Here is a 13248-nt window from a genome sequence, read left to right as displayed (position 1 = left end):
TGCCGGCGTTTTTCTTTGGGCGATCGGCCTGCTTACTGGCGGCCGCGCACGAACTGCTTGGTCACCGCGACAACCCGCTCGCCGAACAGCTTGGCGGTTTCCAGGTCGCCAGGCAGCGGACCTTCTTCCGGGCTGGCGTCCGACGGGGCTTGCGACAGCGCGCCGCCAAAGCCGCCCATGTAGTTGATGTCGTTGCGGGTGGCGGCCTTGCTGTTGGCCGGCATCATGCCCGTGCCCACCCAGATCATCCCGTGCTGCTGCGATAGCGTCCACAGGTACTGGATCGACGCGTACTTGTCACCGTTGATAGAGGCGGAGTTGGTAAAGCCCGCGGCCACCTTGTCCTTCCATGCACCGGTGAACCACGCCTTGGACGAGGCATCTGCAAATTTTTTGAAGTCGCCCGAAACGCCACCCATGTAGGTCGGCGCGCCGAAGACGATGGCGTCAACGCCGGCCAGCAGTGCCCAGGTATCGTCATTGACGTCGGCCACCGAGACCAGGTGTGCCTCGGCACCAGCCGCCTGCACGCCGGCAAAGACTGCCTCGGCTTGTTTCTTGGTGTGGCCATAACCGCTGTGATAAACGACTGCAACTCGTGCCATGGGAGTCCTCTCGAGGTTGGGGTAACAGCAGGGAAACAACGAAAAAGAGAAACGGCGCACAAAGCGTGCGCCGCAAACATTACGGAAGATCGAACACCAGCACTTCGCTGTCTTCACCGCCGGAAAGCGTCACCGCGCCCTCTTGCGTCAGCTTGGCTGCATCGCCGCCCGACAGGGGCTTGCCGTTGACGGCGACCTTGCCGCGCACGACATGCACGTAGGCGCGACGGCCATCGGCGATGGGCAGCGTAGCGGCCTCGGCGCCGTCGAACCTGCCGGCATACAGCGCCATGTCCTGATGCACCTTCACCGAGTCGTTACGGCCATCTGCACTGGCGATCAGGGCGAGCTTGCCGCGCTTGGCCGCTGCATCGAAGTGACGCTCTTCGTAGCCGGGCGTGAGGTTCTGCTGCTCGGGCAACACCCAGATCTGCAAAAAGTGCGTGGTCTGGTCCTGCGCATGGTTGAACTCGGAGTGGCGCACGCCAGTCCCAGCCGTCATGCGTTGCACGTCGCCGGGGCGCAGTACGCTGCCGTTGCCCATGCTGTCCTTGTGCGCCAGCTCGCCGTCGAGCACGTAGCTGATGATTTCCATGTCGCGGTGGCCATGGGTACCAAAGCCCATGCCGGCGGCGACGCGGTCTTCATTGATGACGCGCAACGGCCCGAAATGCACGTGCTCCGGGTCCATGTAATCGGCAAACGAGAAGCTGTGATACGACTTCAGCCAGCCGTGGTCTGCGTAACCGCGGTCTTGAGAGGGGCGGATTTCAATCATTTTGATGAATCTCCTATCCAAATCACTGCGTTGATGTGTGAATGGTACGCAGATTGGCTATAGTACGAGCCATACGGCTTTGACTCATTTCATCAAAAAATCTGAATATGGCGTTGTCACTGGAATCCCTGGAAGTGTTGGACGCGATTGAACGCAAGGGCAGCTTTGCCGCCGCCGCCCACGAGTTGGGCAAGGTGCCGTCTGCGCTGACCTATGTGGTGCGCAAGCTGGAAGACGACTTGGATGTGCTGTTGTTCGACCGCCGCCGCCACCGCGCAGAACTGACGCCCGCCGGCCGCGCGCTGCTCGACGAAGGCCGCCACCTGCTGCAGGCCGCCGACGACCTGGCCCGCCGCGTCAAACGCCTGGCCACCGGCTGGGAAGCCACGCTGACCATCGTGCTGGACAACCTGGTCTACTTCCGCGCACTACTGCCCGTGATCCAGGACTTCTACGCCGAGAACACCGCCACCCGCCTGCGCTTCAGCCGCGAGGTTCTGGGCGGCACGTGGGATGCGCTGCTCTCCGGCCGCGCTGATCTGATACTCGGCCCCGCGCACACCGCGCCGGTGCAGGGTGTGCAAACACGCACGCTCGGCACCATTCCATTTGCCTTTGCGGTGGCGACGCACCACCCGCTCGCGCAAATGCAGGAGCCGATACCGGCTACCGCCATCGCGCGCCATCGCATCGTTGCCGTGGGCGATACGTCACGCAATCTGCCTGCACGCACCATTGGCGTCATGGCTGGCCAGGACACGCTGGTGGTGCCGACCATGGACGACAAGATCCAGGCGCAGATCCGCGGACTGGGCTGCGGTTGGCTGCCAGTGCCGCTGGCGCAACCGTATCTGGATTCCGGCGTGCTGATCGCCAAGGAAACCACCGAAGACCGCCGCCTCGGCACATTCCAGGTGGCGTGGCGCAACAACATGCGCGGCAAGGCGCTGCAGTGGTGGGTCGAGAAGCTGGAAGACCCACGCCTGGCCCAGGCGCTGCTGATGCAGTAGCGGCAACAAGCCGAGGTAACGAGGCAAAATCGCGCAAAATAGCGACATCCGCGCCCGGAGCTTTGCGTTGTCCCAAGCCAATCTCGATTTTCCCGACACTTCCGCTGCGCCGGCGCGCGGCACGTACCGTGGCCGCTTCGCGCCCTCGCCTACGGGGCCGCTGCACATCGGCTCGCTGGTCACGGCGCTGGCAAGCTGGCTTGACGCGCGCGTGCACGGCGGCACATGGCTGGTGCGCATTGAAGACATCGACTTCCAGCGCAACGTGCCTGGCGCCGATCGCGACATCCTCGCTGCACTCGAAACGCTTGGCCTGGCGCCTGATGAGGCGCCGCAATGGCAGAGCGCACACCTGCACCGCTTTGAAACCGCGCTGGCACAACTGCAGGCCGTCGACCGGCTCTACCCGTGCGGCTGCACGCGCCGCGAAATTGCCGATTCCGTCACCACCATCGATGCGAACGGGCGCCTACGGCATCAGACGCTGATCTACCCGGGCACCTGCCGCAATGGCTTGAATGGGCGCCAGCCGCGTGCCTGGCGTGTGCGTGTGCCAGAGGCCGATGCTGCCACGATCTGCTTCAACGACCGCTGGCAAGGCACGCAGTGCCAGAACCTGGCCGAAGCCGTGGGCGACTTCGTACTCAAGCGTGCTGACGGCATGTGGGCGTATCAGATTGCGGTCGTCGCGGACGATGCGGCACAAGGTATTACCGATGTGGTGCGTGGGGCCGACCTGCTCGACTCGACGCCCCGCCAGGCCTATCTGCAACAACTGCTTGGATTACCGCCCGTGCGCTATATGCACGTGCCGGTGGTGGTCAACGCTGATGGCGAAAAGCTCAGCAAGCAGACCGGCGCGCGCGCGATCAACCGCAACCAGCCGCTGGCCGCGCTGACGGAAGCGGCGCGGCATCTGGGGCTGGAGATTCGGGCGGGAGATATCGAGGGGTTTTACCGAGACGCCGTCCCGGCCTGGGCCAATCGCCTTGCACGATTGGCAACTGCGTGACCCCGGCGGCACGAGTGTTGTGAACACGGCAGCCGTTTTCAACAGACTGGCTTAGCGCTTGCGCGGCACGCCACCGAGGAGTGCTGCGATTGGGCGCTTGGCGCTGCGCGGGTGACCGGCCGGTTGCGCCGGTTTGGCAGCTTCTGCCGACTCCGCAGGCACCGCCGATTCGTACGGACGATTGAAGAACGGGTCGTCCGACGGGCGGAACGCCGGGCGCACGATCGTGTGATCCAGCACGCGGGCACCGTTGCGCTCATCGCGCTCGCGGGCGCGGCGCACTTCGCTGCGGGCACGCTTTTCATCGCGCTCACGACGCTCACGGTCGCGGGCCTGCTCGCCGGTCGGGTCGAAGTCGGTCAGTTGCTCGCGCGGCAGGCTGCGCTTGATCAGCTTTTCGATATCAGCCAGGAAACGCTCGTCGCCCGGGGCGAACAGCGACAGCGCATCACCGGAAGCTCCAGCGCGGCCCGTGCGGCCAATGCGGTGCACGTAGTCTTCTGCGTTGAACGGCAGGTCGAAGTTGATCACGCACGGCATCTGCGAGATGTCGAGGCCGCGTGCGGCCACGTCCGTGGCGACCAGCACATCGACGGTGCCTTGCTTGAAGGCTTCGAGCGTCTGCATGCGTTCGGTCTGCGTCTTGTCGCCGTGAATGGCGTTGGCGTTGATGCCTTCGCGTTCCAGCGCGCGCGACAGCCGCGAGCAGCCGATCTTGCTGTTCGAGAACACGATGCACTGGCGCGGCAGACCTTGGTCAGCACGCTGGCGCAGCAGGTGCACGAGCGCGGCTTGCTTGTGGTTGTCCGGCACCGTGTAGATGACCTGGCGGACGTTCTCAGCCGTGGCGTTGCTGCGTGCCACTTCAATCGTCTGCGGATGGCGCAAGTAGCTGGAGGCCAGCTTCTTGATCTCAGGCGAGAACGTGGCCGAGAACAACAGCGTCTGGCGATGCGCCGGCAGCAGGTTGATGATGCGCTGCAGATCGGGCAGGAAGCCCATGTCGAGCATGCGGTCAGCTTCGTCCAGCACCAGCATGCGCACCTGCGAGAGGTTCACGCTGCGCTGCTGCACATGGTCGAGCAGACGACCCGGCGTAGCCACGAGGATTTCCACGCCACGACGCAGTTGCTCGGTCTGCGGGTTCATATCAACGCCGCCGAACACGACCGCGCTGCGCAGCGCCGTGTATTTCGCGTACTTGGCGACGTTGTCGTACACCTGGTCAGCCAGCTCCCGCGTGGGCGTGAGGATCAGCGCTCGCACCGGGTGGCGTGCCGGCGACGCACTGGTGTTCGCGTCAGGCAGCAGGTTCTGGATGATCGGCAGCGAGAAGCCGGCGGTCTTGCCGGTGCCCGTTTGCGCGGCGCCCATGACGTCGCGGCCAGCGGTCACCACCGGAATGGCGGCGGCCTGGATGGGCGTGGGCTTGGTATAGCCGCTTTCGGTCAGTGCACGCAGGATGTCGGGGTGCAGGCCGAAGCTGTCGAATGTCACCGAATCGTTGGCCGGTGCTTCAGACGTTGTCGCAGTGTTCATAGGGGAGATGCGGCATGCCGGTTGGCATGGCGGCGCGACAGACTCAGGCGGGAAACCCAAAAAAGGACCGCAAGCGGCTCGCGCAAAGCGTTAAAAATCAAAAGTTTATCACGTGAGGGACGTCACAGGACGGATGAACGGCATGCCAGAGCCAGCGCCGGCACCACACCTGCCTTGACACGGATCAATAGGCCCCGGCCTACGCTGCGCGACCATCGGGCATCCCAACCTGCGCCCCTCCCCCTCCATGGTGACCACGCTTTATGAAACGCCCGAGCATGTCTGCCTGATGTTCTCCGATCTGGTGGACGATCACGACGACCTGCCGGTGCAAACCAACCAGTTCCTCATCGTCGATCACGGCCACGGCGCGCTGATCGATCCGGGCGGCCAGATGACGTACAACGCGCTCTACCTGGCGATGAACAAGTACTTTCCGCCCAAACAACTCGACTACGTGCTGGCCTCGCATGCGGACCCGGACATCGTCGCCTCGGCCGGGCGATGGCTCACGAGTTCGAGCTGCGACATCCTGATCTCGCGCGTGTGGGAGCGCTTCTTGCCGCACTTCTGCAATGTGGGCAAGACCGAGGGCCGCATCGTGCCGATTCCGGATACGGGCATGGCGATTCCGCTAGGGCAATCGCACCTGCTGGCGGTGCCGGCGCACTTTTTGCACTCGGAGGGCAACTTCCAGTTCTACGATCCGGAATCGCGCATTCTGTTTTCGGGGGACCTGGGGGCATCGATGGTGCACGCCAACGTAGCCGCCAAACCGGTGGAGGACTTCGATGCGCACCTGCCGCTGATGGCGCCCTTCCACCGCCGCTACATGAGCGGCAACCGGGTGTGCCGCCTGTGGGCGCAGATGGTTCGCGGGTTGGATATCGAGTGGATCGTGCCGCAGCACGGCCAGGCTTTCCGCGGGAAGGCCATGGTCAACCGCTTCATTGATTGGGTGGAAACGCTCGACTGCGGCATCGACCTGATGACACCGGAGATCTTCCGCCTGCCCGCCATGCCCAAGACACCGGCGGCCGCGACGCTCAAGACGCGGGTGTAGCCGCCGGGCTGGGGGCTGCCGGCAGGATGATCTTCATCATGGCGCTCGACAGTTCGTGCGCCAGCACACCGGCATCGATACGCGACGGATCGTGCCACGTGTACATGAAGCCCATCACGCCGCCCATCGCGTGCGCCGCGACGCGTGCATCGCCGAAGTCGAAGACGCCGGCGCGCTTGCCTTCGTCCAGCAGCGCGTAGAGATCGCGGTAGTAGCCACGCGACATGCCGTGCAGCCATTCCACCGTTTCGGGGCGCAGGTATTGGCGGTCACGGTACGTTAGGGCGGCGGCGTAGTGGCAATCGATGCAGCGGCGCGCCATTTCCAGCAGGCAGGCCTGCAGGCGCTCCCGCACAGGCAACGCTGGATCGGCAGTCTCGCGGATGGCCGACAGGCAGATCTGCGCGGCCTCGCGGCACAGAATGTCGAAAATCTCGTACTTGTCGGTGAAGTAGTAGTACACCGCCGGCTTGGTCACGCCCAATGCGCTGCACAAATCACTCATCGTCATGCCTGCATAGCCTTTGGTGAAGAAGAGCTGTGCGGCAGTATCGAGAATCTGCCGGCGGCGAGCCTCTTGCCGCTCGGCGATATGCGGACGCGTGACGGGCGCAGGGGCTTCGGGAGCCTCGGTTTCAGCAGGCAGTTGCACGTCAGAAACGGCAGATTTGCGGACGATGGACATGGTGCGCATTCTCGCATGCCGCCTTTGGATTCGCCGTGGCGTCTACACATCTGGGCGGCATCACGCCGTTGGAATGCTTGACGCATCAAGTGGCGCTTTCTATATTCTTACCCGTTGGTATAAAAAATTACCCCTAAGTATAGATAGCGCGGCGCCACTTTGCGCACGCACTGCACAACCCAACGGAGACAAGCTTTGGCGATGGACGAGTCCGAGTATCTCGGCCGCGTTCGCGCGCTTTGGGCGCGCGCATGGCCGGTCGATACCCCCCGCGAGCCTCACTACCCGATCGGGCGCGCGCCCCTCACCGAATACCTGCGCCACTGGGCGCGCACCACGCCAGACAAGCCAGCCGTCCATTTCTACGGGCACGACACGACGTTTGCGCAGTTGGATGACCTGTCCGACCGCTTTGCCGCCCTGCTCGCGCAGCAGGGGATCGGCGCAGGCGACCGGATTGCGGTGTTTCTGTCGAACTGTCCGCAATTCAATGCGGTGTTCTTCGGCATTCTCAAGCTGGGTGCCGTGTATGTGCCGATCAGCCCGCTGTCGCAGCGCGCCGAGTTGATGCATGCGCTCACCGATGCGACGCCGCGCGCCATCGTCACGCTGGACCGACTGATGCCGCTGGTGCGCGAGGTGCAGGCCGAAACGTCACTGAAATCCGTCTTCGTCACGCGTTACGCAGACGTGCTCCCCGCACAGCCGACGTTGCCGCTCCCGGCGATGCTCACAGAGCCGCCGCTGGCTTGCGACGATGCGATCGATCTGCTGCCGGCATTGGCAAAGACCTCGCCGATCAGCCTGCCGCCCGCTTCGCTCGACGCCATTGCCGCACTCAACTACACCGGTGGCACGACTGGCCTGCCCAAAGGCTGCATTCACACCCAGGGCGACATGGTGGACATGGCTGCCGCGTTCTCGGCCGTATCGCTGCGGGCGGATGCAGACACCGTCATGCTCAGCTTCTACCCGCAGTTCTGGATTGCGGGCGAGAACACCGGGTTGATCTTCCCCGCCTTCCTGGGCGTGCCGCTGGTGCTGCTCGCGCGCTGGGATGCCGAGGCATTCATGGCTGGCGTGCAGCACTACCGCGTGACCAACGGCTCGATGCTGGTCGACAGCGCGGCCGAGGTGATGGCGCACCCGCGTGTGCACGAATACAACCTGCGCTCGCTGCGGCACACGGGCGTATCGTCGTTCGTGAAGAAGCTGAACCCCGAATACCGCCGCGCATGGCGCGAACTGACGGGCTCGATGATGGCCGAGAGCGCCTGGGGCATGACGGAAACGCAAACCTGCAACAGCTTCACGGTCGGCATGCAGACGGACGATTTCGACCTGCGTTCGCAGCCGATCTTCGTGGGCCTGCCGGTGCCGGGCACTGATTTCAAGATCTGCGATTTCGACACGCACGCGCTGCTGCCCATCGGCGCCGAAGGCGAGCTGTGCGTGCGCACGCCCACCCTGCTCAAGGGCTACTGGAACAAGCCCGAGACCACCGCGCAAACGCTGCGCAACGGCTGGTTCCACACTGGCGACATCGGCTGCATCGACGAGCACGGTTATATCCACTACCTCGGCCGCCGCAAGGAGATGCTCAAGGTCAACGGCATGAGCGTATTCCCGGCCGAAATCGAAGCCATGCTCGGCAAACACCCCGCTATCCTTGGTTCTGCCGTGGTGGGGCGTGCCGATGAACAACGCGGCCAACTTCCCGTGGCCTTCGTGATGCTGCGCCCCGAGGCCGTCGGCACACTGGACGACGCCATGCTCACCAGCTGGTGCCGCGAAAACATGGCCGTCTACAAGGTGCCCATCGTGCGCATCGTTGATGCGCTGCCGCTCACCGCCACCGGCAAGGTGCGCAAGCAGGATCTCGCACCGCTCGCAGAACAGCTCTAACCCACACTTGCTCCATGACGTTTCGCAAACTGCTGATCGCCAATCGCGGCGAGATCGCCATTCGCATTGCCCGCGCGGCCGCCTCGGTGGGCTTGCCTTCCGTCGCCATCTATTCCGAAGATGACCGCGATGCGCTGCACCCGCTGCGCGCCGATGAAGCCGTGCCGTTGCCTGGCACCGGCCCACGCGCCTATCTCGACGGTGACGCCATCCTTGCCGCCGCGCGCGCCGTGGGCGCCGATGCCATCCACCCTGGCTACGGCTTCCTGAGCGAGAACGCCGCGTTCGCGCGCGCGTGCGCACAGGCTGGCGTGCAGTTCATCGGGCCGGCACCGCACGTGCTCGACCTCTTCGGCGACAAGGCCCGTGCTCGTGCGCTTGCCCATGAAGCCGGCATCCAGATCGTCAACGGCACGCGCGGTGCGACGTCTCTGGAAGATGCGCAGGCCTTCTTCGCTGCGCTGCCGCCCTCGCACGGCATGATGATCAAGGCGGTGGCCGGCGGCGGCGGACGCGGCATGCGCGCGGTGCACGACGCACTGGCGATTCCTGAGGCTTACGCGCGTTGCGTGTCGGAAGCGACCGCGGCATTCGGCAGCGGCGATGTCTACGTCGAAGCGCTGGTGCCCGCGCCGCGCCATATCGAAATCCAGATCATCGCCGACGCGCAGGGCAACGTCGCGCACCTCGGCGAGCGCGAATGCAGCCTGCAACGCCGTCACCAGAAGCTGATCGAGATCGCCCCCAGCCCCGCGCTGGACGGCACCCTGCGCGCACGCATTGCCGACGCCGCCGTCGCACTTGCCAAAGCATCAGGCTACTGCGGCATCGGCACATTCGAATTTCTGGTGGAGAGCGCCGGCACACCGCACGCCACGTTCTACTTCATGGAAGCCAACCCGCGCGTGCAGGTCGAGCACACCGTCACCGAGATGGTGACCGGCGTCGATCTGGTGGTGACGCAGTTGGCGCTGGCGCGGAGGGCATCACTGGCAGAGCTGGGGCTTGCCGAGCCGATCACGCCGCGCGGTCATGCAATCCAAGTGCGCATCAATGCGGAAACGCTCGATGCATCCGGACAACCGCATCCCTCCACCGGCACGCTCACCGCGTTCGAGCCGCCCAACGGCCCCGGCGTACGTGTCGACACCTGCGGCTACGCGGGCTACCGCCCCAACCCACGCTTCGATTCGCTGCTGGCCAAGCTGATCGTGCACGCGCCGCGCGGCACCTATGCGCAAGCGCTGGCGCAGACGTACCGCGCGCTGTGCGAGTTCCGTATCGAAGGACTGGCGACCAACAAGCGCCTGCTGCAGGACTTGCTAACCGATGCCGAGGTGCAAGCCAACGCCGTGCACACGCAGTTTCTCGACCAGCGCTTGGCCGAGCTGGTGAGCGCCAGCGACGGCGCGCACCGCACGCTCCACGCGTCGACAGATTCGGCCGCGAGTGGCGAAGCTTCACCGATCGGGGCGCTCATCGACGCGTTGCCCGACGATGCCGAACTGCTGACCGCCCCCATGGACGGCGCGCTCATCCAGATCAACGCCCAACCCGGCGAAACAGTCGCGCGCGGGCAGGTGCTGGCCGTGATCGAGGCGATGAAGATGGAGCACGTGGTGCTCGCGCCGACATCCGGGCAAGTGCTGCAGGCGTGCGCACAGCCCGGCGCCACCGTACGCGAAGGCCAGCCGCTGGTGGCCCTGCGCCTGCGCAATGCAGAACATCAAGCCGATGCCGCCGACGCCGAAATCGACCTCGACCACATCCGCCCCGACCTGCAGGCCGTGATCGACCGCCACGCCTTCGGCCTCGACACCAACCGTCCCGATGCCGTCGCACGACGCCGCAAGACCGGCCAGCGCACTGCGCGTGAAAACATCGACCACCTGTGCGACGCTGATTCGTTCATCGAGTACGGCGCGCTAGCCATTGCCGCGCAACGCCAGCGGCGCGCGCTCGACGACCTGATCCGTTCGACGCCGGCAGACGGCATCATCACCGGCATCGGCACCGTCAACGGCGCGCACTTCCCAGATCAGGACGCGCGCTGCATGGTGCTCGCCTACGACTACACCGTGCTGGCCGGCACACAAGGCACTTTCAACCACAAGAAGACCGACCGTGCGCTGGAGCTGGCGCAGCAATGGAAACTGCCTGTCGTACTGTTTGCCGAGGGCGGTGGCGGCCGACCGGGCGACACCGAAAAACGGGGCGTCAGCGGCCTTGACTGCCCGACCTTCATCCACTTCGCACGCCTGTCGGGGCTGGTGCCAACCGTCGGCATCGTGTCGGGCCGCTGTTTTGCAGGCAACGCCGCGCTGCTCGGTTGTGCGGACGTGATCATCGCCACGCGTGACGCGACCATCGGCATGGGCGGCCCGGCCATGATCGAAGGCGGCGGCCTGGGCGTGTACGCGCCCGAAGAGGTGGGCCCCGTCAGCATGCAGGCGCCCAACGGCGTGATCGACGTGTTGGTCGAGGACGAAGCGGAAGCCGTGGACGCCGCGCGCCGCTACCTGAGCTATTTCCAGGGGCCGCTCACCCAATGGGAAGCCGGCGACGTACGCCACCTGCGCCACGTCATTCCCGAAAACCGCATGCGCAGCTATGACATGCGCGCCGTGATCGAAGCGCTGGCCGACACCGGCTCGGTACTGGAGCTGCGTCAGGCGTTCGGCGTCGGCATCATCACTGCGCTGATCCGCATTGAGGGCCGCGCTTTCGGCTGCATCGCCAACAACCCGCGCCATCTGGGGGGCGCCATCGATTCGGCCGCAGCCGACAAGGCGTCGCGCTTCATGCAGTTGTGCAACGCGTTTGACCTGCCCATCGTCTCGCTGTGCGACACACCGGGCTTCATGGTCGGCCCCGAAGCGGAGAAGACGGCCACCGTGCGCCACGTCAGCCGCATGTTCGTGACGGCGGGCAACCTGCGCGTACCGTTCTTTACCGTCGTGCTACGCAAGGGCTATGGTCTGGGTGCGATGGCGATGGCAGCGGGCGGTTTTCATGCACCGTTCTTCACGGCATCGTGGCCGAGCGGCGAATTCGGCGGCATGGGCATCGAAGGCGCCATCCGCCTCGGTTACCGCAAGGAACTGGAAGCCGTGGCAGACCCCGCAGAACGCGAGGCCATGTTCCGCAAGATGGTTGATGCCGCCTACGAGGAGGGCCGCGCACTCAACATCGCCAGCTATCTGGAGATCGACGCCGTGATCGACCCGGCAGACACGCGCCGCTGGCTGCTGCGCGGGCTGCAATCGGCGCCGCCGGCCACGCCGCGACACGCGCGCGATCCGGCCACGCGCCGCTTCATCGATACCTGGTAGGCGAGAGAACGAGAACACGAAAACCCACACAAGGAGGAGACATGCCCGCATCGACCCGCTTTGCCAGCTCGCTGTCTGCATTGGCCTGCGCGACCATGTGGCTTTGTGCACCACCGGCCCACGCTGCAGACCCGGCACCGATCAAGGTCGCATTCATTGATCAGTTGAGCGGACCGCTATCAAATGTGGGCGAGCAGTTCCTGGCCAACCTGAAGCTCGGCATTGACGACGCCAACGCACAGCCGCAAGGCGTGCTGAACGGCGCGCGTTACGAACTGACGACGTACGACAACAAGCTGTCTGCGCAGGACAGTCTGTCGGCACTGCAAAGCGCCATCGATGCCGGTGCGAAGATCGTCTTCACCGGCGGGTCGGGCTCATCCGTGGTGGCAGCCATGGTGGACGCGGCGACCAAGCACAACGAGCGCAACCCGGACAAGCGCGTACTCATCATCAACTACGCGTCGATCGACCCCGACCTGACCGGCGCGCACTGCAGCTTCTGGCATTTCGCCACCGAAGCCAACACGGCCATGAAGATGCGCGCGCTGGCCAACTTCGTGAAGACACAGCCCGATATCCGCAAGGTCTACTCGCTCAACCAGGACTACGCGCACGGCCGGCTGTGGGCATCACTGGGCAAACAGATGATCTCTGCCGCACGACCCGACGTGCAGTTCACGGGAGAGACCCTGCACCCGATCGGCAAGGTGAAGGACTTCGCGCCCTACGCATCGAAAGCCAAGGCGACTGGCGCAGACACGCTGCTCACCGGCAACTGGGGGCAAGACCTGAATCTGCTCATCAAAGCCGATGGCGACATGGGCTACGACGTGCGGTACTTGAACCACAGCGGCGCGGGCGCGCCAGGCACGGTGCTGGCAGTATCGCAGGCCAAGATCGGCAAGGTAACGTGGGTATCGGAATGGACGCCCGGCAACGGCAACGCACAACTGATGCAGATGGATGCACGCGTGCGCCAGACGCCGGCCGGCGAGCACTTCGCGCCGCGCACCGTGCTCTCCGTCGAGCTCGTGACCGACGCCATCCGCAAGGCCAACTCCACCGACCCGCTCAAGATTGCGCTGGCGCTGGAGGGTATGCAGAAGCAGAGCTTTCTGGGCGAGGTGACGATGCGCAAGAGCGACCACCAGTTATTGCTGCCGCAGGTGGTGTCGACGATTGCGCCGGTGGACGGCAAGACCGTCAAGGTCGGCTACGACGGCACCCAGTGGGGCCACAAGACCGAGAGCACCACGGCCGCCAAAGACCTGGATCTGCCGACCACCTGCAAGATGAGGCGGCCGGCAGGCATTTGA

Annotated in this window: 10 protein-coding genes; 6 read left to right on the top strand and 4 right to left on the bottom strand. The window is 64.9% G+C overall.

The window, feature by feature from the left end; translation table 11 throughout:
• Nucleotides 1–32: 32 nt before the first annotated feature.
• Both PI87_RS11145 and PI87_RS11140 read right to left on the bottom strand, forming a co-directional pair.
• Entirely contained in the window at nucleotides 33–605 is a 573-nt protein-coding gene (locus tag PI87_RS11145; RefSeq protein WP_039597765.1) for a flavodoxin family protein, read from the bottom strand.
• Nucleotides 606–684: 79 nt separating this feature from the next.
• The gene (locus PI87_RS11140; RefSeq protein ID WP_039597764.1) at nucleotides 685–1383 is read right to left on the bottom strand and encodes a pirin family protein; all 699 of its coding nucleotides are present in this window, start codon (nucleotides 1381–1383) and stop codon (nucleotides 685–687) included.
• Between the two features lie 107 nt (nucleotides 1384–1490).
• On the opposite strand from PI87_RS11140, the gene PI87_RS11135 reads away from it, so the two are divergent.
• Both PI87_RS11135 and gluQRS read left to right on the top strand, forming a co-directional pair.
• On the top strand, nucleotides 1491–2393 hold the full coding sequence (locus PI87_RS11135) for a LysR family transcriptional regulator (RefSeq protein ID WP_039597763.1): 903 nt from the start codon (nucleotides 1491–1493) through the stop codon (nucleotides 2391–2393).
• Between the two features lie 67 nt (nucleotides 2394–2460).
• Nucleotides 2461–3405 carry a tRNA glutamyl-Q(34) synthetase GluQRS gene (gene gluQRS, locus PI87_RS11130; protein WP_039597762.1) on the top strand — a complete coding sequence of 315 codons (945 nt, stop codon included), beginning with the start codon at nucleotides 2461–2463 and terminating at the stop codon, nucleotides 3403–3405.
• Nucleotides 3406–3456: 51 nt separating this feature from the next.
• Here the strand turns inward: gluQRS and PI87_RS11125 are convergent, their stop codons facing one another.
• Nucleotides 3457–4944 carry a DEAD/DEAH box helicase gene (locus PI87_RS11125; protein ID WP_039597761.1) on the bottom strand — a complete coding sequence of 496 codons (1488 nt, stop codon included), beginning with the start codon at nucleotides 4942–4944 and terminating at the stop codon, nucleotides 3457–3459.
• A 247-nt stretch (nucleotides 4945–5191) separates the two neighbouring features.
• Here PI87_RS11125 and PI87_RS11120 point away from each other — a divergent pair, with 247 nt between their 5' ends.
• Nucleotides 5192–6007: an MBL fold metallo-hydrolase gene (locus PI87_RS11120; RefSeq protein ID WP_039597760.1), complete on the top strand. Its 816-nt coding sequence runs from the start codon at nucleotides 5192–5194 to the stop codon at nucleotides 6005–6007.
• On the opposite strand, the gene PI87_RS11115 is transcribed toward PI87_RS11120, so the two are convergent.
• The gene (locus PI87_RS11115; RefSeq protein ID WP_039597910.1) at nucleotides 5991–6692 is read right to left on the bottom strand and encodes a TetR/AcrR family transcriptional regulator; all 702 of its coding nucleotides are present in this window, start codon (nucleotides 6690–6692) and stop codon (nucleotides 5991–5993) included. The genes PI87_RS11120 and PI87_RS11115 overlap by 17 nt on opposite strands.
• Nucleotides 6693–6893: 201 nt before the next feature.
• Between PI87_RS11115 and PI87_RS11110 the strand changes: the two genes are divergently transcribed.
• From PI87_RS11110 to PI87_RS11100, 3 genes are read left to right on the top strand one after another with little or no spacing between them, the layout of a single operon-like run.
• Complete coding sequence (locus tag PI87_RS11110) at nucleotides 6894–8597, top strand: AMP-binding protein (protein ID WP_039597759.1); 1704 nt, start codon at nucleotides 6894–6896, stop codon at nucleotides 8595–8597.
• Nucleotides 8598–8611: 14 nt separating this feature from the next.
• Complete coding sequence (locus PI87_RS11105; protein WP_039597758.1) at nucleotides 8612–11929, top strand: acetyl-CoA carboxylase family protein; 3318 nt, start codon at nucleotides 8612–8614, stop codon at nucleotides 11927–11929.
• Between the two features lie 41 nt (nucleotides 11930–11970).
• A complete protein-coding gene (locus PI87_RS11100) occupies nucleotides 11971–13248 on the top strand; it encodes a branched-chain amino acid ABC transporter substrate-binding protein (RefSeq protein ID WP_039597757.1) in 1278 nt (425 codons plus the stop codon).

This window comes from Ralstonia sp. A12, from assembly GCF_000801955.1.
Taxonomy (GTDB): domain Bacteria; phylum Pseudomonadota; class Gammaproteobacteria; order Burkholderiales; family Burkholderiaceae; genus Ralstonia.
This window is presented reverse-complemented; position numbering and strand designations above follow the sequence as displayed.

Coding starts and splice junctions, on each gene's coding strand:
- PI87_RS11145 (WP_039597765.1), bottom strand. CDS start 605: ATGGCACGAGTTGCAGTCGTTTATCACAGCGGTTATGGCCACACCAAG.
- PI87_RS11100 (WP_039597757.1), top strand. CDS start 11,971: ATGCCCGCATCGACCCGCTTTGCCAGCTCGCTGTCTGCATTGGCCTGC.
- PI87_RS11120 (WP_039597760.1), top strand. CDS start 5,192: ATGGTGACCACGCTTTATGAAACGCCCGAGCATGTCTGCCTGATGTTC.
- PI87_RS11110 (WP_039597759.1), top strand. CDS start 6,894: ATGGACGAGTCCGAGTATCTCGGCCGCGTTCGCGCGCTTTGGGCGCGC.
- PI87_RS11125 (WP_039597761.1), bottom strand. CDS start 4,944: ATGAACACTGCGACAACGTCTGAAGCACCGGCCAACGATTCGGTGACA.
- PI87_RS11140 (WP_039597764.1), bottom strand. CDS start 1,383: ATGATTGAAATCCGCCCCTCTCAAGACCGCGGTTACGCAGACCACGGC.
- PI87_RS11115 (WP_039597910.1), bottom strand. CDS start 6,692: ATGTCCATCGTCCGCAAATCTGCCGTTTCTGACGTGCAACTGCCTGCT.
- PI87_RS11135 (WP_039597763.1), top strand. CDS start 1,491: ATGGCGTTGTCACTGGAATCCCTGGAAGTGTTGGACGCGATTGAACGC.
- PI87_RS11105 (WP_039597758.1), top strand. CDS start 8,612: ATGACGTTTCGCAAACTGCTGATCGCCAATCGCGGCGAGATCGCCATT.